Here is a 19,717-nt window from a genome sequence, read left to right as displayed (position 1 = left end):
CGACGCAGCGCAGGCACGGGCAGGGGGCAGGGTTCATGGACACCGACGGCGCGTACCAGGAGCAGCGGGTGGGGGGCGGGCGCGTGCCGAGGCCCGCCGGCCCGCCACCCGTGCCCGCAGGCCCCCCGGCCGCGCCGCCGAAGCCCGGGTACGCGCCGGGCGCCGGTCCCGCGTTCGCGGAGTGGCTGCGCGTCCCGCGGCCGAAGGCGGAACCGGGCACCTGGCGGTTCGGCCACCGGCCGCCCGCGAGGGCCGAGGGGGAACCCGCCCAGGACCGGGCCCTGCTGAGCGGCGCCGTGATCTCGTTCCTGGCGTGCGTGCTGGTCTGGTCCCTGCTGACGAACGGGTACATCCCCAAGGTCGACGTACCCGTCAAGGCGCTCACTCCGCAGAGCTGGTGGCGGCTGGGCGACGACCCGGTCGACGGCCGGGGCGTCGCCGCCCTCCAGGCGTACGCGCTGCTGATCACCGGTGTGCTCGTGGTGTGGTTCAGCCGCCTGGGCTCCTGGAGCCTGGCCTTCGACCGGCTCGTCGCCGCCCGCGGACCGGTGGCGCGGGTGGCCGGCGCGACGGCCGGGGCGCTGTTCGTCCTGATGCTGATCTGGACGAAGACGCTGACGGTGCTCGGCCTCGTCGGCGACCACCTGCCGTACGAGGACATGAGCGCGGGCACGCAGACCCTGGTCGCCTACCTCGTCTACATCGTGACCGGGCTGCCCGTCGTGGTCTTCTTCGTCCGGCTGGCCCGGCGCACGGACGGGGCGAAGCGCGGGCCGGCCGTTGCCGTCCCGGCACCCGCCGCCGATGACCCCGTCGCCTGGAACGAGCTGCGCGCGGCCGGGCTCCCCGAGGCAGCCGAGCGGCTCGCCGGGGAGATCGGCGCCGGGCGGATGAACGACGTGGACTACGCGCGGATCCGGCGGGCGTGGGAGAGCGTACGGGCCGATCCCGGGCGCGCCCGGGCCTTCGCGCAGGCCGTGCGGGACAGGGGCGCGGCGGCGTGCGTGCACCCGTCCGGCGCGCGGGACCTGCCCGAGCGGGCCGCGCGGCACGACCTGCCGGCCCGGCAGGTGCTGCTGGGCACCGTGGAGGACGGCGAGCGCAACCCCTGGGCCCGCCGCGGGACCGGGCTCGCGCTCGACCCCGACGTGCTCGGCACCTCCCTGCTCGCCGTCGGTCCCTCGGGCTCCGGCAAGACGCGGCGGCTGGTCCGGCCCGTCGTGGAGACGCTCGCCCTCCAGGCGCTGGCCGGCCAGGCCGCCGTCATCGTCGTGGCCTCCGCCGGAACCCCGCTGGGCCCCGACACCGCCTACGACGTCGTGGTCCGCGTCGGCGACCCCGACTCCGTCTACGACCTCGACCTCTACGGCGGCACCACCGACCCCGACGAGGCCGCCTCCCTGCTCGCCGAGGCCTTCGCCGGTGACGTCCCGGGGACGGAGGTCCGCCGGGCCGCGACGGCCCTCGCCCAGCTGATCGGCCCCTTCCACGCCGCGCACGGCCGCTTCCCCGCGGTGCCCGAGCTGCGCGAGCTGCTCGACCAGGTGCCCGCCGCGCTCGACGCGCTGCGCACCGCCCTGGAGGACGCCGGCCGCCACGTGATGCTCCGCGAGCTCGACGCCCGTGCCCGCCAGTACGGCGCCCCCGGCGACCCCGGGCCGGCGCTCGCCGACCGGGTGGCGCTGCTGGACCGGCCCGCCTTCGCCGGTTTCTTCGACACCACCGGGCAGGGGCGGCCGTTCTCCCTGCGCTCGCTGGAACACCCGCTGCGGGTGCGCGTCGACCTGCCCGAGCGGGCGCACGCCGAAGCCTCCCGGATCCTGGCCCGGCTGCTGCTCGCCCAGTTCAACGCCTCCGCCGCCGCCCGCGCCGACCGCTCGCTCTTCGCCTTCCTCGCCTTCGACGACGCCTCCCACACGCTGACCCCCGAGACCGTGCGCGGCGTCCAGCGGCTGCGGTCGGCCAACGCCGGGGTGCTGCTGGCGCTGCGCACGCTGGACGACGTACCCGAGGCGCTGCGGACACCGCTGCTCGGCGCGGTCGGCTGCCGGATGGCCTTCTCGGGGGTGACCACCTGGGACGGCAAGCGGTTCGCCGAGGCCTGGGGCACCGAGTGGGTCGAGACGCGGGACGTGACCCACCGGACCGTCTTCGCGGACCAGCCGCTGACCCGGGCGGTGCACGCCTTCCGCAAGCTGATCACCGGCAAGGCCGTCACCACGGACGCGGTGACCGTGCGACAGGTGGAGCGGGAGCGGTGGTCGGCGTCGGAGCTCGCGCACGCCGTGCCGCCGGGGCACGCGGTGCTGTCACTGACCTCCGTCCGAGGGGAGCGAGCGGCTCCGCTTCTGGTCAGGCTGGCCGGAACGAGCTGAGCGGACCCGTACGAGGTGGCAGAATCGAGGGGAGCCGTTCATACGACACGGCGAAATGGCCTGGCCCGGGTGGCCTAGCCTCCTCGCCTCCGCCGACCCCTCCTCCCCCGCCTCCGCCCACCCCTTCCTAAGGCCCCTGGTACCCGATGCCGCTCACCCTCGCCTCGCTCGTCCAGCACTCGGCCCTCAAGCTCAGCGTCCGGGCGGGGGAGGGCCGCCTCGACACCCCCGTGCGCTGGGCCCACGTCAGCGAGCTGGCCGACCCCGTCCCGTACATGGAGGGCGGCGAGCTGCTGCTGATCACCGCCATGAAGCTGGACGCGGAGGACCCCGAGGAGATGCGCCGCTACGTACGGCGGCTCGCGGCGGCCGGCGTCGTCGGCATCGGCTTCGCGATCGGCGTCAACTACGAGGCGATCCCCGGGGCGCTGGTCGACGCGGCGCGGGCGGAGGACCTGCCGCTGCTGGAGGTGCCGCGCCGGACCCCGTTCCTCGCCATCAGCAAGGCCGTCTCGGCGGCGCTCGCGGCCGACCAGTACCGGGCGGTGACGGCCGGCTTCGAGGCGCAGCGGGAGCTGACCCGCGCCGCGCTGTCCGCCGACGGGCCCGCCGAGCTGCTGGCGAAGCTGGCCGCCCACGTCCACGGCTGGGCCGCGCTCTACGACACCTCCGGCGCGGTCGTCGCCGCCGCGCCGGACTGGGCGGCGCGCCGGGCCGCCCGGCTGACCCCGGACGTGGAGCGGCTGCGGGAGCGGCCCGCGCCCGCGAGCGCCGTGGTGGGCGGGACGGAGGACCGCGTCGAGCTCCAGTCGCTCGGCACCGGGCGGCGGGCCCGCGGCGCGCTGGCCGTCGGGACGGGGGCGCCGCTGGGCACCGCCGAGCGGTACGCGGTGCACTCCGCGGTGGCCCTGCTGACCCTCACCACCGAGCGGTCCCGATCGCTGCACGACGCCGAGTCCCGGCTCGGCGCGGCGGTGCTGCGGATGCTGATGACCGGCGAGGCGGAGCACGCCCGGGCCGTGGCGGGGGACCTGTACGGGGCCTTGCTCGACGCCCCGTTCCGCATCGTCGTCGCCGAGCCGGCGCTGGCGGGGACGGCCCAGCCGGAGGGGCTCGCGCAGCTGGCCGACGCGGTCGAATCCGCGGCGGCCCGGACGGGGGAGGCGCTGCTGGTGGTCCCCGAGGACGGGCGGCTGGTGGTTCTGGCGGCGGAGGCCGGCTCGGCGGTGCAGGCCTGCGCGGAGTACGCGGAGGCGGTGGAGGCGCGGCGGGGGCGGGACGCGGCCGGCCCCGAACCGGACGAGCTGGTGGTCGGCCTGTCCGCCCCAGCGGGACCCTCGGGCGTTGCGGCCGCCTGCAAGCAGGCCGACCAGGCCCTCGCGGTGGCCCGCAGGCGAGGGCGGCCGATGGTGGAGCACGAGGACCTCGCGGCCGGCTCGGTGCTCCCGCTGCTGGCCGACGACGCGGTACGGGCCTTCGCGGACGGCACGCTGAGGGCGCTGCGCGAGCACGACGAGAAGGGGCGGGGCGACCTCGTGGCGTCGCTGTACGCGTGGCTGTCGCGCCACGGCCAGTGGGACGCGGCGGCGGTCGACCTCGGGGTGCACCGGCACACGCTGCGGTACCGGATGCGCAGGGTGGAGGAGATCCTCGGGCGCTCCCTGGACGACCCGGACGTCCGCATGGAGCTGTGGCTCGCCCTCAAGGCCAGCCCGCCCGCGGCATGACCCGGGCGCGCCGCCGCACGGGGCCCGTCCTCCACGGGGCCGGGCCCGTCCTCCACGGGCTCCGGTCCGGGCGATCTCCTCGGGCCCGCGAGGCCGGTGATCAGGGCTCACGACAGTGACAAAGCGGAGCGGCCGGGGCTGCGCGTACTCCACCCCGGCTAAACACCGAATCCCGGACGGAGTCCTACGGTGGAGGGGACAAGGACCCGCACAACTCCGAAGGGCCGGGATTCGCATGACTTCCACCCACGCCTTCTGGCTCGCCGGCCGCCAGGCCACCGGCGACGACAGCTTCGACGTCCACTCCCCGTGGGACGGTCGGCTGGTCGGCACGGTCAGCGTGCCCACCGACGCCCAGGTCGAAGAGGCCGTGGCCGCGGCGCACGCCGTGACGGCGGAGTTCTCCGCGACCCCCGCGCACGTCCGCGCCGCCGCCCTGGACCACGTCTCGAAGCGGCTCGGCGAGCGCACCGAGGAGATCGCCCAGCTGATCTCCGCCGAGAACGGCAAGCCCATCAAGTGGGCCCGCGGTGAGGTCGGCCGTGCGGTGTCCGTGTTCCGTTTCGCCGCCGAAGAGGCCCGCCGCTTCAACGGCGGTGAGGCCCAGCGCCTGGACACCGACGCCGGTGGTGTCGGCCGTCTCGCCCTGACCCGCCGCTTCGTCAAGGGCCCGGTCCTCGGCATCGCGCCGTTCAACTTCCCGCTGAACCTGTGCGCCCACAAGGTGGCCCCCGCCATCGCCGTCGGCGCGCCGATCATCCTCAAGCCGGCCCCGGCCACCCCGCTCTCCGGCCTGATCCTGGGTGAGCTGCTCGCCGAGACCGACCTGCCGGCGGGCTCCTGGTCCGTCCTGCCGGTGGCGAACGACAAGATGCCGGCCCTGGTGAAGGACGAGCGCCTGCCCGTCATCTCCTTCACCGGCTCCGACACCGTCGGCTACGCCATCCAGCAGTCGGTGCCCCACAAGCACTGCACGCTGGAGCTCGGCGGCAACGCCGCGGCCGTCGTCCTCGCCGACTGGTCCTCCGAGGCCGACCTCGACTGGGCAGCGACCCGTATCGCGACCTTCTCGAACTACCAGGCCGGCCAGTCCTGCATCTCCGTGCAGCGCGTGATCGCCGACGCCTCCGTGTACGACCGCCTCGTGGAGAAGGTCGTCGCCAAGGTCCAGGCACAGGTCACCGGTGACCCGTCCGACTCCGCCACCGACGTCGGCCCCCTCGTCTCCGAGGACGCCGCCAAGCGCGTCGAGTCCTGGGTCGACGAGGCCGTCTCGGCCGGCGCGAAGCTGCTGACCGGCGGCAAGCGCGAGGGTGCCTCGTACGAGCCCACCGTCGTCGCCGACCTGCCGGACGGCGTGAAGCTCGCCGTCGAGGAGGTCTTCGGGCCGGTCCTCACGCTGCAGAAGGTCGAGAACACCGACGAGGCCTTCGCCGCCGTCAACGACTCGAAGTTCGGTCTCCAGACCGGCGTCTTCACCCGCGACATCCAGACCGCGTTCCGCGCCCACCGGGAGCTGGAGGTCGGCGGCGTGATCGTCGGCGACGCGCCGTCCTACCGCGCCGACCAGATGCCGTACGGCGGCGTCAAGCAGTCGGGTGTCGGCCGCGAGGGCGTCCGCTACGCGATGGACGACTACACCTACGAGCGCGTCCTGGTCCTCACCGGCCTGGACATCTGAGCCGACTCGTACGGCCCAAAGCCGACGGCCGGAGCCTACTGTGCGGGGGCTCCGGCCGTCTTCTATTCTATCGACCTGACCTGCGGGAACGTCTAACCTTGACTGCCTTTTGGTGAGCTGACGGGAACACGTCCTGTGGTCGTCCTCGCGGTCAACCGGGTCGCGGAACCGCTCGCCTGTCCACGGCCACCAGCCGCAGCCGCCGGCCGTCGCGGGTGAAGCCGACCGCGGTGCGCGGGGCGGCGGTGTCGTTCGGCTCGCCGTCGGTGACGGTCGCGCTGATCACCGGCATTTCCAGTCCACAGGACACCCACGCTCCCATCGGGGCTGATGAAGCATGACGAGTTGTACGCGAAGTGTGCGGACTTTCACATGGTGGCGAAGTCGCGCTTACCGAGAAAACTCGGGCCGCTGGCCCCGGGTGAGTTGCGCCGCGAACCGGCTCGAATCGGTGATGGAACGGCGTCACCTGAAACCTTGGCGGTGTGAGGATCAGCCCCGCTAGGCTCGACGGGATCACGCGCGCGTCTGATGGAGGCGTGATCATGCCCTAGGCCCGGATGAACGGGCAGGGACTCTTGCTAAGGCGGAAGGGCCACATGAGTGCAGGCGGCGCAGACCGTTCCACGGCGGACCCCAGGCTGCTACGGCTTGCTCAGCAGTCCAGGAACTTTGGTTTCCTCCTACCCTCCCTTCCGCTCCTTGTCGCCTATGGGGCCGCTGCCGAGAGCCACGTTTTTGACGATCCCAACACCTCGCTGATCAAGTCGCGGCAGTTCGGAGAAGCCCTGGCAACGGACCTGGTAAGTCGGGGCCGGGTCCGGGTCGAGGGTGGTACCCAGTTCGACCGACTCAGGGCCCTGGAGCGGGAGGGCTATCTCCACGGCGACGTTGGTAGCGCCTTCCACGAGGTACGCACACTCGGCAATGACGCCAACCACAAGGACCACGACAGCGCTGAAGATGCCTTCCGGGCCTTGCGTACGTGTTTCCGTCTCGGTGTCTGGTATCACCGTCTGCTCACGGGTTCCCGTGAGCAGCTCACCTTCGTACCGCCGAGCCCGGACCGAACTCCAGCCGCTCGGAACTCCCGCCTGGCGGACGATGTCGCCGCTGCCCGCAGAGCGCTCGAGGAGGCCCGGCTCAGCTACCAGGACCAGGCATCGCACGCACAGGCCGAACAGGCTGCGCGCACCGCCGCCGAGCGCGAGCTCGCCCAGGCTCAGTCCGAGCGCGAGGAGCTGGCCCGCCAGGTCGCCGCGATGCAGGCGCAGCTGGCGGTTATCGAGACGGCGGCCCACCAGGAGCGTGCTCACCGGCACCGTTCCGACGCCACTAGCACGGCCGCTGCCTCCGCCGCAGTCGCAGAGCGCGCTCGCCTCCTCGACAACGCAGAGCAGGCATCCCGAGAGCCCCTCACCGAGGCCCAGGTCCGCTCCAGGCTCGACGAGATGCTGAGGCAGGCCGGCTGGGACGTCCAGGACGCCGTATCGGGCCTCAACCTTCATGTCCAGGGCGACCGGCGCGGCAGCGGAGTCGCCGTCCGCGAGGTGACCACCGCACGTGGCCGCGCCGACTACGCCTTGTACGTGGAGGCCAAGCTCGTCGGCATCATCGAGGCCAAGCGAGAGGGCGCAGACCTCTCAGCCGCAGAGGCCCAGGCCAGTGGGTATGCCGACAACCTCACCGACGCGCAGCAGCGTCTGGTGGCCTGGCGCACACCGCTGCCGTTCCGGTACGTGAGCGATGGCGGCGAGACGCGCTTCCGTTCCACTCTCGACCCCGACTCCCGCACCCGTCGGATCTTCTCCTTCCACCAGCCGCGCACCCTGGCACGCTGGATGCGCCAAGCCGAAGAGGACCCACAGGCCCCCAGCTACCGGGCCAGGCTGCGGCTGCGGATGCCCGAACTCGACGAGCGCCCGCTGCGCCCGGCTCAGATCACTGCCATCCAGGGTGTGGAAAACTCCGTTGCCCTTGGCAGGGGCCAGCACGGTATGGGGCAGTCCCGCTCTCTCGTCCAGATGGCCACCGGCGCCGGCAAGACGTACACGGCCGTCACGTTCTCCTATCGCATGCTCAAGCACGCCAGAGCTGAACGCGTGCTCTTCCTCGTCGACCGCAACAACCTGGGCGCACAGGCATTCGCAGAGTTCGAGAACTTCACCACACCGGATACCCATCGAAAGTTCGCTGACCTTTTCAACGTGCAGCGGCTGGGTGCTGAGGGGATGCTCGCCTCCTCGAAGGTCGTCATCTCCACTGTCCAACGCCTCTACATAGAGCTCACCGGTCGTAGCCTTCCCGACTCGGCCCCTGAAGGTGAGGGCGACGAAGCCGATCTGCCGTACGACGTGCCTGTAGACATCGAGGTCGGCTACAACGACACCATCCCTCCCGAAGCCTTCGACTTGATCGTCGTCGACGAGTGCCACCGTTCCATCTACGGCAAGTGGCGCTCGGTCCTGGAGTACTTCGATGCCCCGATCGTCGGTCTCACCGCCACCCCCGTCGCCCAGACCTTCGGATACTTCAACGGCAACTTGGTCAGCGAGTACACCTACCGGGAGGCCGTCGCCGACGGAGTCAACGTCGACTTCTCCGTGTACGAGATCGAGACGCGGATAACAGGCGAGGGCGGGGTCATTGCTCAGGGCACGGTCCCGGTCCGTGACCGCCGCACCCGCCGTCAGCGTTACGAGGACATCGCCGAGGACATCGAGTACGGAGCGAAGGAGGTCGGCGTCGGCATCATCAGCAAGGACCAGCTCCGCACGGTGATCCAGACCTTTCGAGACCGTCTCTTTACAGAGATCTTCCCGGAGCGCGCCAAGCGGGACCGGGACACCGGTGCACTGCTCTGGGACGAGATGTACGTCCCCAAGACCCTGGTCTTCGCGAAGAACGACAACCACGCCGAGGAAATTGTCGAAGTCATCCGGGACGTCTTCGGCAAGGGCAACGACTTCTGTACCAAGATCACGCACGCGGCCCGGAAGCCGGCCGAACGGCTCGCCGACTTCCGAAACCTTCCCCAGCTCCGTATCGCGGTCACCGTCGACATGATCGCCACGGGCACGGACGTCAAGCCCCTCGAATGCCTGATCTTCCTGCGGGACGTCAAGAGCTGGGCCTACTTCGAGCAGATGAAGGGCCGGGGTGCGCGCACCCTTTCCCTAACCGAATTCGAGCGCGTGACACCCGGCGTCGGCCCCAAGACCCGCTTCGTTATGGTCGACGCGGTCGGCGTCACACGAAAGCCGAAGGTCGACGCCGCGCCCCTGGAGCGCCACAGCGACAAGCAGATCAGTTTGGAGAAGCTGCTCCGCAAGACTGCCGCGCACACTATTGAAGAGGAAGAGGTATCCACGCTCGCCTCGCGCCTCGCCAAACTCGACCTTCAGATGACGAGCGAGGAGCGTGCCGAGGTCGAACGAATCAGCGGTGGCGTATCGCTGAAAGATATCGTCCACGGCATGGTCAAAGCGGTCTCGGCTGATGACCAGCTGGAGGCCCGAGGGGCCGCCGAGCGCGTCGGCCGCGACCCCGAACGTGCGGTCCGCGACCTCATCGAACGTGCTCTGAAGCCACTTGCCGCCGCACCGGTACTGCGCGCCAGGCTCCTGGAGATGCGCCGCGCCAAGGACATCCTGTACGACGAGAACAGCCGTGACACGCTGGTCCGGGCGGGCGCGGCCGTCGACGACGAGGAGAGCGCCCAGGCCACCGTCCGCGGCTGGAAGCAGTACATCGACGACAACCGTGACGAGATCGCGGCCTTGACCATCGCCTTCGGCGCCGACTCCGACATCCCGCCAGCCGCTGCGCTACGACGCCTCCAGGACGTGGCCCGCAGCGTCGCCCGGCCGCCGCGTTCCTGGACCCCCGACACCCTCTGGAAAGCCTACGAGAACCTCGGCCAGGCGCTGGTGCGCAAGCGGGCCAAGCGCACCGCGGTCGACCTTCTCGCCCTGCTGCGCTACGAACTCGCCGGCGGTGCGGAACGCGGAGCCCCGGCTCCTCGTCCCCACGAAGAGGCTGTACGAGAGCGGTACGTGGCTTGGCTTGCCCGCCAGGAGCAGTCCGGCGTCAGCTTCAGTACGCGCGAACGCTGGTGGCTCGACCACATCGTCGGCGCGACCATCGAGCGTGTACGCTTCGACACCGCCGACCTTGACTATGCCCCGTTCACGACACGCAACGGAACGGACGGATTCCTCGCCGAATTCGGCGCGAATCGGGCGGAAGAAATCATTGACGAACTGGACAAGGAGCTGGGCGCGTGAGGGACTCGGGCGCGGGGGATTCAGTGGCGGTCGCGCCGGGGGAGGGGCTGCCGGTGGGGTGGGCCCGGGCCACGCTCAGGGAGCTCGGAGAATGGTACGGCGGCGGAACGCCATCGAAGCGTAGGCCGGAATTCTGGGCTGACGGAACCATTCCATGGTTGTCGCCAAAAGACATGGGTGAGGCGGTACTATCGGGTACGCAGGATCTAATTCATGAATCTGCATTGGTTGAATCTCCCGTCAAATTGCTTTCCGCGGGATCGGTTGCTTTGGTCGTGCGCTCCGGAATTCTTGAGCGGAAAGTCCCTGTGGCCTATGTCCCCTTCGAGGTGACACTCAATCAGGACATGAAGGCGGTCGTGCCACATCAGGGAATCGAAGGGCGGTGGCTCGCTTCGATGATCAAGGCGCTGGAACGGCTCATCCTGGATCGTTGCCGTAAGCAGGGGACGACGGTGGCCTCTCTTGAAGTCTCCCGCCTGATGGAGATCGAAATCCCGGTCCCGCCCCTCCCTGAACAGCGCCGAATCGTGGCCAGGCTGGACGAGCAGCTCGCACACATCGAGGCCGGCGAGGCGGCAGCGCGTACCGCACTGGCGAGTTCTGAGATCCTCCGAGACCGGATTACGGGGCAAGGCGCCTGCGGGGGCCTGGATGGTGCTGAACTTTTCCCTGCCGAACTGGAAAAGGCAGATGCCGATGACGGTGCGCTTCCAGATCTCCCCCTGGGATGGAGATGGGCTCGGCTCGGGGAAATCGCAGCGGTCGCAGGGGGTGTGACCAAAGACAGCAAGAAGCAGAGTGACCCGGACTATGTTGAGGTGCCTTACCTCAGGGTTGCGAATGTCCAACGTGGCCGTCTCGTGCTCGACCGCATCGAGAAAATCCGAGTTCCGGCGGTCAAGGCTGACGCATTGAGGCTCGTGAACGGTGATGTTCTCCTCAACGAGGGGGGCGACCGCGACAAGCTCGGACGTGGATGGATCTGGGAAGGTCAGATCGAAGACTGCATTCATCAGAATCACGTGTTCCGGGCAAGGGTCATAAATGATGTCCTCGACCCTCTTCTGCTGGCTTGGCACGCCAACAGTTTCGGGAAGAGCTGGTGTGATCGAAACGGGAAGCAGACGGTCAACCTGGCGTCGATCAGCCTGCGCAAGATAAAGCTGCTTCCCGTACCTGTCCCGCCACGAGAGGTGCAAGCAGAGCTCGTCAAGGTCATCCAGAGCCATGTAGAGGAAGCAGCTGCTGCGCACCAGTTGGCGCAGGGGGCCCTTGCGCAGGCGTCGGAGCTTCGCGGCGCGCTCCTCCATGCAGCTTTCACCGGTGCGCTTGTCCCTCAGGACCCCGCCGACGAGCCCGCCTCGGTCCTGCTCGACCGCATCCGCGCCCAGCGCCTGTCTGCTGTCAAGCCCGCTCGAAAGCGCGTCCCCCGCAAGACGACCCCTCCGGGTCAGGAAGAGCTTCCTCAGTGAGCACCATGAGTACCGACAAGTCGGCGACCCCGATCCAGCCCTCTGACCAGCAGGTCCCGACCTCCACACTCGTCAACCGCCTCTGGTCATACTGCGAGCTGCTGCGCCATTCCGGGGTCTCGACTCTCGACTACGTTGAGCAGCTCACGTACCTGCTCTTCCTGAAGATGGCGGACGAGCGCGCCAAGCGCCCTGCTAAATTCCGCCGCAACGCCCCCGAAGCACCCCTCGTCCCCGTAGGGCGCGACTGGACGAGCCTGACCACCCGGTCCGCCGAAGCGCTGCTGGAACACTACGAGTTCATTCTCAAGGACCTCGGTCAGCGCGGCGGCACCATGCTAGGCGAGGTTTTCACCAAGGCGTCGAACAAGATCCATGAGCCGGCTGTCCTGGAACGCCTGATCAAGGACCTGATCGACCCACACACCTGGACCACCGAGAACCAGGATCTCAAGGGGGACGCTTACGAAGGCCTTCTTCAGCGAGGTGCGGAAGACCGTAAGACGGGTGCGGGTCAGTACTTCACCCCTCGCCCGCTCATCGACGCCATGGTCGACTGCATCCAGCCGAAGATCGGCGAGACGATCACCGACCCGGCCTGCGGCACCGGCGGCTTCCTCATCGCCGCGCACGCGTACATCGCCACCCGCTACGAGGATGAGCTGTACGGCGACGAGGGCCGCAAGCTCCAGACCGGTTCGATCACTGGTTACGAGCTGGTCCGCGAGACCGCCCGCCTCGCCCTGATGAACATGCTGCTGCATGGCATCGGAACCTCCGAGGCCAAGCCGCTGATCACCATTCAGGACTCGCTGGCCAAGCCGATCCACAAGCACTACGACATTGTGCTCGCCAACCCGCCCTTCGGTGTCGGTTCGGTGACCGGCGAGGCGTACACCGCCCGTACCGACTTCTGGGCCTCTACTACCAACAAGCAGCTCAACTTCGTCCAGCACATCTACAACCTGCTGAAGACCAATGGGCGCGGCGCCCTCGTCCTTCCCGACAACGTCCTCTTCGAGGGCGGCGCGGGCACCACGATCCGCCGCAACCTCCTCGACCTGTGCGACGTGCACACCCTCCTCAGGCTCCCGACCGGCATCTTCTATGCCAACGGCGTCAAGGCCAACGTCCTGTTCTTCGACAAGACCGGTCAGCGTTCTGGAGGCCGCCCCGGCACCCGCCAACTCTGGGTCTACGACTTCCGCACCGACCAACGCTTCACCCTCAAGCAGCGCCAGTTGAGCCGTGAGCACCTCGACGACTTCGTCGCGGCCTATCACTCCGGCGGTTCCGATTATTCGACGCGAAAGCCCAGTGAACGGTTCCGTGCGTTCGATTACGATGAGTTGATCGCTCGCGACAAGGTCAATCTGGATCTAACGGTCCTTCAGTCTGCCTCGTCCTCCGACATGGTCTTCGCGTCCCCCGACGTGATCGCCCAGGAGATCGTGGACGAACTGGAGACGGCCCTGGCCCAGTTCACCGCAGTTGCCCGTGCACTCAAGACGGGTGCGCAGACCGCGGACGACAGCACCACCGAAGGCGAAGAAGCACCAGAGCGGTAAGCCGCCGTCACCCGAGCGGGTCGATGGGGCCGTGAGGTCCAGGTCCGCTCGGGAGCACGACGGAAGGCAGGGCGAAGCATGGCGGTCGGGCGGGGCATCGGTCGGGGAGCGGCGTGGGAGCCGCCGGAAAGCGAATGGACGAGCAGGCGGATCACAGAGCGCCTGTGGAAGTTCTATCGGGAGAAGACCAGCATCAAGGCCCTGACCCGTCTCGAGTTTGTCGAGCACATCGCCTACCTGCTCTTCCTCAAGCTCGACCATGAACACACCCAACGCCCCGGGCGGTTCGCCAAACTGCCTGTCGCCCCGGCCGGCAGCTGGCCCAAGCTCACCGACCTCAACGGCGAAGACCTGCACGCCTTCCTCGCCCGCCTGATGGACGAGCTCGGCACCCCCAACCCCGCTGACCCGCGCAGGGCCACCGCGAGTGTCCTCTTCCACGATGCCCAGCCCTGGAACATAGACCGGATGTCCGAGCTCAGGCGGCTCGTCGTCGAGGAATTCGCCCCGTACCGGTGGACCGCTGTACCACAGAGCACCCTCGGTGAGGCGTTCTCCTCCATGCTCGCTGAGTGTCGCGAGGACTTCCTCACTAAGCGGCAGACGGGTCAGATCCTCACGCCGCCGCCGCTCCTTGCCGTCGTTGCGAAGGCCCTTGCCGTCACCGCGGAAGACAGAGTGATCGACGCGGCCGGCGGCCTCGGCAGCACGCTGATTGCCGCGCACCGGGAGATGACCGCCTCCAGTACGTATGTCGACTCGACCGCTATCGCCGCGGCTGACATCGACGCCCAGATGTGTCGGTTTGCCACTATGAACATCCTGCTCAACACGGGACGGGTCCTCTCGGACATGCCGCCCGTCCTTCGCGCAGACTCCCTCAAGGAGAAGGGTGTCGCCGTCCGCCGGTACCACCGGGACGTGGCCGCGACCGTGGCTATCTGCAACCCCCCGTTCAAGAGCGGCGACGTCGTCCCCGACACCGACCGACGCGATGACTTCTGGGCGCAGAAGGCCGACCTGCCGACGAATTTCCTCCAGCACCTTGCCATCACGTTGCCGCAGGGCGCCCGGGCTGCCGTGTTCGTTCCCGACGGGGTCCTCTTCGGAAGCGGCGCTGCCGCCACCGTCCGCGAGGCGCTTCTCAAGAACTGTGACGTCCACACTCTGCTGCGGCTCCCCACGGGTATCTTCCATGGCACCAACTCCAAGTCGAACATCCTCTTCTTCACCAAGTCCGTCCCCCGGCCGACCGGTGAGCCCGCCACCCGTGAGCTTTGGGTGTACGACGCCCGGACCGACAACCACCACACGGACACGGGAAGGCCCCTCACCGAGGCCGATTTCGCGGAGTTCCTAGCCGCCTATCGGCCTGGCGAGCTCGACCACCGAGGGCGCACCCCGTCTCCGCGATTTCGTTCCTATCCCGTGAGTGAACTGCTCCAAAGGCCGGGTGTCAGCCTCGACTTGAAGGTGGGCCTCGCTGCAACCCTCGACGACTTCGGCTCCCCAGGAGAGATCGCTCTGTCCATCGCCGAGCACCTTGACGAGGCGGGCAAACGCTTCCGCACGGTGGCAGAGAGCCTCGCGTAAGGCCGGTCGAGGTCCCGGCGGGGAACTCGTCGCACCTCTGGGTAGTTCTCTGCCCGCATCAGCTGCACACAACCGCAACACGTCGACGGATCCCGCCGTCGTACGGAAGATCGGGGATTCCGCGCACATGCCCGCACCGCACCGCACACCTCGTCCGTCCACTCACGATGTGCCCACCCAGGTCCGTCAGGTTGCCCGGGCCCTGGACGAGACCTATGCCGACCTCATCGATGTCAGTGACTTCGCCAATCACTCTGAGGACAGCAGGGTCAGCAACTTTCGGAGCCGGGCGCTGGCAGCGCACGCCGTACGGATCGTCACCGGATGGAGCCCGAGTGACGCTGCGCTCACCGTCATCGACGGCGGAGCCGACCAGGGCATCGACGCGATCGCAGTGGACCACGACCGCAAGCACGTCCACCTGGTGCAGAGCAAGTGGTCCAACAAAGGGAACGCCACGGCGAAACTTCCGGTGATCCACGGTCTCTTTGCCGGCCTGCGACTGATCGACAGCGAGCAGTTCGCTCAGTTCAACCCGCGCGGGCGGCTCCTTGCGGAGCGGGCGAAGCAGCTGATGGTAAGCGGAACGGTTCCGGTTACGCAGGTCATCGTGCTCATGGGGACCGATCCTCTGTCGGCCGAACTGAACCAGGCGCTGGTCAACGGCGAAGGGGAGTTCAACCACCACGGTGATCGGCTCGACCACAAGGTGATCCTTGCTCGCGAGATCTACGCCCTCGTACGAGACGACATAACAGACGAGCCCATCGACTTGGAAGCGGACCTCAGCCCTTGGTTCAAGCTGCCCAACCTGTACGAGTCCTATCAGGGCGTGGTGTCAGCGGATCAGGTCGCTTCCTGGGCGCAGGCGGGCAATGGTCTCTTCGCGCGCAACATCCGTAACCCGCTCGGCCTGACCTCGATCAACAACGAACTCGTTACCACGCTCGTCGAAGAGCCCAATCACTTCTGGTATTTTAATAACGGGATCACTGTCCTGTGCGAGTCCTTGGAGGCGACGCACCGGCAGATCGGAGTGCCAGAGAGGTACCCGCTCAACCTGAAGATCCATGGAGCGAGCGTCGTCAACGGCGCCCAGACGGTCCGCTCGATTGCCGATGCCGTTGCCAAGGGCGGCAACGACGCGTATGCGGCGGACGTCGGGATCAGGGTCATCGTCACGGGTGGGGCGACGGAGTTCGCGAAACAGGCCACCCGGGCTACCAACCGCCAGAACAGCGTGGAGGCAAGGGACTTCATCTCCCTCGACCCGGTACAGGCAGCCCTCATCGAGGAGATGGAGGCCGAGTTCGGCCTCGTCTACGGGGTGCGGCGTGGCGAGCTGGAGCCGATGCAGGACGCCGGCTGCTCCGTGGTGGAGGCGGCGTGTGCCCTTGCCTGTGCACATCCGGGTAGCCAGTACGCGGCCCGCATCGCGTCGAATCTGGACGTTTTGTGGGAGCGGGGCGGGCAGGGCGTGTATGACGCGCTCTTCCGCCCGCAGCCGAGTGTCTTCCTGCTGTGGAACGCGGTGAGGGTGCTGCGTGCTGTACGTGCGGGACTAGCTGAGCTTCGCAAGAGCTACTCAGGTCGGGCTGCCGCCGCCGTCGAGCACGGGACGTACCTTATCGCCCACCTGGTGTTCCGGCAGCTCCGTGATGCGGACGAGGCAGATGGGGCCATCGAGGAACCCGATCCCACACTTGCTTGGGCGGAGGTCGCCATCCGGCAAGTACCCGAACTGCTTGCCCGCACGGTCCCCGCTCTGGTCATGGCCATGGATGCGATCGGTGAACGCTCCCGCATCCAGTACCTGTGCGCGGATGCGGGGTCGGTGCGTGCCCTGGTGACGGATGTACTTGACACACTGGGCTCGGCGGCGACCGTCGGCAGTGAGCTCCCACAGAAGTACCGCAACGGTCCGACCAAGGAACGCAAGCGCCGCCGGCCCAATGCTGTGCACGTCATCGTTGGCCAGGGTGTGCTGAAGGACGGAGCGCCGATGTTCCTGCACACCTACATCGAGTCCGAGCGCAGGGCCCTGGAGCCCTGGCTCGCCGCCAATGAACTGCGCTCGCGAGCTACATGGGTCAACCACCACACCAAGCCGCTTCTGTGGGCTGCCGACGGCAATCGCTACTCACCCTCCGGGCTCATCGCCCGAATGTGGGAACTCGCTGAGTGGGAGGAGCGTCCCGTCTCAAACCAGGGCACGGCCCGTTGGGCGACTGGGGGTGGTGAAACGCTGGTTGACCTCGCTCGTCGACTTCTCGAAGACATAGAGGGTGAAGGAGTGGGCGACCAAGAAACAAACTGATCGACCGGGTTGGTCTGGGCACGGTTCTGGTGCATCACTCTTCTCCGAGGTCGCTTACCGAACCTCGGCTTGAGAGTCTCCGAGTTTCCGGGCTCTCCATCGCTACGCTCCTCGAACAGCCGTGCTTTGCCATGTGCACCAGGATCTCGAAGCCCTGCGCTGCACCGCCCCGAGCCACCTTGTCCCGGCCGGCAGAGTAGGTGCGGGCCCGGGGTCCTGATTGCCGGGGTGCCGTAGTGAGCGCGGCTCATCACAGCCCGCGAGGCATCGGAGCCGACGCCACTCACAACCTTGCGGGGCATACGACTTTGTCATGAGTGCTTCATGCTGTCGGGGATCGTTTTCAACGTGCTCAGCGGCATGAATCGGGTCCCGTTGGCCTGTATGTTCCCGCGGGAACATACAGGGGCGGTATCGCGGCCCAGTGCGGGCTCTCCCGGGCCATCGCGGGCTACGCCACACGGGAAACCGGCTGATCAGGGAGAAATCGCAGGTCAGCGATACTCCGTGTGACCTACTGTGCGGGGGCTCCGGCCGTCCCCCTTTTCACCCGTCCGTTCCCCCACCCTGCCCCGCCCCGCTTTTCCGGGTGCCCCCGAGGGGGTACGACTGACAGGTAGCACCGACCGGTATTCCGGAAAGTCATCCGACTCGGCGGCGAGGTGAGTCCCCGCATGTCCGCAACACAGCCCAAGGTGACCGAGCGCGAGGCCAGGCAGGTCGCGGAAGCGGCCCGGCAGCAGGACTGGCGCAAGCCCAGCTTCGCCAAGGAACTGTTCCTGGGACGGTTCCGGCTCGACCTGATCCACCCCCACCCACTGCCCGCCGACGAGGACGTCCGGCGCGGCGAGGCCTTCCTCGCCCGGCTGCGGGACTTCTGCGAGCGCGAGATCGACGGCCCGCGCATCGAGCGCGAGGCGAAGATCCCCGACGAGACCGTGCGCGGACTCAAGGAGCTCGGCGCCCTCGGGATGAAGATCGACCCCAAGTACGGGGGGCTCGGCCTCACCCAGGTGTACTACAACAAGGCGCTCGCGCTCGTCGGCTCCGTCAGCCCCGCCATCGGGGCGCTCCTGTCGGCCCATCAGTCGATCGGCGTGCCCCAGCCGCTCAAGATGTTCGGCACCCAGGAGCAGAAGGACGCCTACCTGCCCCGCTGTGCCACCAGCGCGATCAGCGCCTTCCTCCTCACCGAGCCCGACGTGGGCTCCGACCCGGCCCGCCTGGCCACCACGGCCGTCCCGGTCACCGAGGACGGGGAGGAGGCGTACGTCCTCGACGGGGTGAAGCTCTGGACCACCAACGGGGTCGTCGCCGACCTGCTCGTGGTCATGGCCCGGGTCCCCAAGAGCGAGAACCACCGGGGCGGGATCACCGCCTTCGTCGTGGAGGCCGACTCCCCCGGCATCACCGTCGAGAACCGCAACGCATTCATGGGCCTGCGCGGTCTGGAGAACGGCGTCACCCGCTTCCACCGCGTGCGGGTCCCGGCCGCGCAGCGGATCGGAGCCGAGGGCGCCGGCCTGAAGATCGCGCTCACCACGCTGAACACCGGCCGCCTCTCGCTGCCCGCGATGTGCGTGGGCGCCGGGAAGTGGTGCCTCAAGATCGCCCGCGAGTGGTCGGGGGTCCGGGAGCAGTGGGGCCGGCCCGTCGCACGGCACGAGGCGGTCGGGGCGAAGATCTCCTTCATCGCCGCGACCACCTTCGCCCTGGAGGCCGTGGTCGACCTCGCGTCCCAGATGGCCGACGAGGACCGCAACGACATCCGCATCGAAGCCGCCCTCGCCAAGCTCTACGGCTCCGAGATGGCCTGCCTGATGGCCGACGAGCTGGTCCAGATCCGCGGCGGACGCGGCTTCGAGACCGCCGAGTCGCTCGCCGCGCGCGGCGAACGCGCCGTCCCTGCCGAGCAGTTGCTGCGTGACCTGCGCATCAACCGCATCTTCGAGGGCTCGACCGAGATCATGCACCTGCTGATCGCCCGGGAAGCCGTCGACGCCCACCTCTCGGTCGCCGGCGACCTGATCGACCCGGACAAGGACCTCGGCGACAAGGCCAAGGCGGGAGCCCGCGCCGCCGGGTTCTACGCCCGCTGGCTGCCCAAGCTGGCCACCGGAGCCGGACAGGTCCCCGGCACCTACCGCGAGTTCCACCCGGCCGGCCACCCCGACCTCGCCACCCACCTGCGGTACGTCGAGCGCAGCGCCCGAAAGCTCGCCCGGATGACGTTCATGGCGATGGCCCGCTGGCAGGGCCGCATGGAGACCAAGCAGGGCTTCCTCGGCCGTATCGTCGACATCGGGGCGGAACTGTTCGCGATGAGCGCGGCCTGCGTCCGCGCCGAGCACCTTCGGGCCACCGGCGAACACGGCCGCGAGGCCTACCAGCTCGCCGACGCGTTCTGCCGCCAGTCCCGGATCCGGGTCGAGGAACTCTTCGGCCGGCTCTGGTCCAACACCGACGACCTGGACCGCAAGGTCGTCGCGGGAGTCCTCTCCGGCACCTACACCTGGCTGGAGGAGGGCGTCCTCGACCCCTCGGGCGACGGCCCCTGGATCGCGGACGCCGCCCCCGGCCCCTCACAGAAGGAAAACGTGCACCGTCCACTGCGCTGACCTGCCATGATCGGTGTGCAGTCAGACTGGTGTACGGGAGCCACGGGTCCCGGCCCCGGGAACCGGCACGAGTACGA

At 68.7% G+C, this 19,717-nt stretch carries 10 protein-coding genes; 9 read left to right on the top strand and 1 reads right to left on the bottom strand.

Going from position 1 to position 19,717, the window contains the following annotated elements; translation table 11 throughout:
- Positions 1-35: 35 nt before the first annotated feature.
- The 3 genes from ACIA6C_RS05120 to ACIA6C_RS05110 all read left to right on the top strand — a co-directional run bounded on the left by ACIA6C_RS05120 (position 36) and on the right by ACIA6C_RS05110 (position 5,783).
- Positions 36-2,375, top strand: a complete 2,340-nt coding sequence (locus ACIA6C_RS05120) for an ATP/GTP-binding protein (protein ID WP_399273005.1) — start codon at positions 36-38, stop codon at positions 2,373-2,375.
- Positions 2,376-2,521: 146 nt separating this feature from the next.
- Positions 2,522-4,102, top strand: coding sequence for a PucR family transcriptional regulator (locus ACIA6C_RS05115; protein WP_361127958.1), 1,581 nt, complete (start codon positions 2,522-2,524; stop codon positions 4,100-4,102).
- Between the two features lie 235 nt (positions 4,103-4,337).
- Positions 4,338-5,783 carry an aldehyde dehydrogenase family protein gene (locus ACIA6C_RS05110; RefSeq protein ID WP_399273003.1) on the top strand — a complete coding sequence of 482 codons (1,446 nt, stop codon included), beginning with the start codon at positions 4,338-4,340 and terminating at the stop codon, positions 5,781-5,783.
- Positions 5,784-5,934: 151 nt separating this feature from the next.
- Here the strand turns inward: ACIA6C_RS05110 and ACIA6C_RS05105 are convergent, their stop codons facing one another.
- Entirely contained in the window at positions 5,935-6,069 is a 135-nt protein-coding gene (locus tag ACIA6C_RS05105; protein WP_399273001.1) for a hypothetical protein, read from the bottom strand.
- Positions 6,070-6,382: 313 nt separating this feature from the next.
- On the opposite strand from ACIA6C_RS05105, the gene ACIA6C_RS05100 reads away from it, so the two are divergent.
- The 6 genes from ACIA6C_RS05100 to ACIA6C_RS05075 all read left to right on the top strand — a co-directional run bounded on the left by ACIA6C_RS05100 (position 6,383) and on the right by ACIA6C_RS05075 (position 19,640).
- A complete protein-coding gene (locus ACIA6C_RS05100) occupies positions 6,383-10,069 on the top strand; it encodes a DEAD/DEAH box helicase family protein (RefSeq protein ID WP_399272999.1) in 3,687 nt (1,228 codons plus the stop codon).
- Positions 10,066-11,544 carry a restriction endonuclease subunit S gene (locus ACIA6C_RS05095; RefSeq protein WP_399272997.1) on the top strand — a complete coding sequence of 493 codons (1,479 nt, stop codon included), beginning with the start codon at positions 10,066-10,068 and terminating at the stop codon, positions 11,542-11,544. The genes ACIA6C_RS05100 and ACIA6C_RS05095 overlap by 4 nt, the downstream gene beginning before the upstream one ends.
- 5 nt (positions 11,545-11,549) lie before the next feature.
- The gene (locus ACIA6C_RS05090) at positions 11,550-13,112 is read left to right on the top strand and encodes an N-6 DNA methylase (RefSeq protein WP_399272995.1); all 1,563 of its coding nucleotides are present in this window, start codon (positions 11,550-11,552) and stop codon (positions 13,110-13,112) included.
- Positions 13,113-13,190: 78 nt separating this feature from the next.
- On the top strand, positions 13,191-14,705 hold the full coding sequence (locus ACIA6C_RS05085) for a class I SAM-dependent DNA methyltransferase (RefSeq protein ID WP_399272993.1): 1,515 nt from the start codon (positions 13,191-13,193) through the stop codon (positions 14,703-14,705).
- Between the two features lie 169 nt (positions 14,706-14,874).
- Positions 14,875-17,022: an AIPR family protein gene (locus ACIA6C_RS05080; RefSeq protein WP_399272991.1), complete on the top strand. Its 2,148-nt coding sequence runs from the start codon at positions 14,875-14,877 to the stop codon at positions 17,020-17,022.
- Positions 17,023-17,696: 674 nt separating this feature from the next.
- Positions 17,697-19,640: an acyl-CoA dehydrogenase family protein gene (locus ACIA6C_RS05075; protein ID WP_399272989.1), complete on the top strand. Its 1,944-nt coding sequence runs from the start codon at positions 17,697-17,699 to the stop codon at positions 19,638-19,640.
- Positions 19,641-19,717: the final 77 nt, after the last annotated feature.

Origin of the sequence: Streptomyces sp. NPDC051578, assembly GCF_044454045.1 — a bacterium.
Classification (GTDB): domain Bacteria; phylum Actinomycetota; class Actinomycetes; order Streptomycetales; family Streptomycetaceae; genus Streptomyces.
The sequence above is the reverse complement of the archived record's forward strand: the minus strand, read 5'-3'. Positions and strand labels throughout refer to the sequence as shown.

Bases quoted from the DNA above. Each gene is read 5' to 3' on its own strand.
- ACIA6C_RS05110 (WP_399273003.1), top strand. From the start codon at position 4,338: ATGACTTCCACCCACGCCTTCTGGCTCGCCGGCCGCCAGGCCACCGGC.
- ACIA6C_RS05115 (WP_361127958.1), top strand. From the start codon at position 2,522: ATGCCGCTCACCCTCGCCTCGCTCGTCCAGCACTCGGCCCTCAAGCTC.
- ACIA6C_RS05120 (WP_399273005.1), top strand. From the start codon at position 36: ATGGACACCGACGGCGCGTACCAGGAGCAGCGGGTGGGGGGCGGGCGC.
- ACIA6C_RS05100 (WP_399272999.1), top strand. From the start codon at position 6,383: ATGAGTGCAGGCGGCGCAGACCGTTCCACGGCGGACCCCAGGCTGCTA.
- ACIA6C_RS05085 (WP_399272993.1), top strand. From the start codon at position 13,191: ATGGCGGTCGGGCGGGGCATCGGTCGGGGAGCGGCGTGGGAGCCGCCG.
- ACIA6C_RS05090 (WP_399272995.1), top strand. From the start codon at position 11,550: ATGAGTACCGACAAGTCGGCGACCCCGATCCAGCCCTCTGACCAGCAG.
- ACIA6C_RS05075 (WP_399272989.1), top strand. From the start codon at position 17,697: ATGTCCGCAACACAGCCCAAGGTGACCGAGCGCGAGGCCAGGCAGGTC.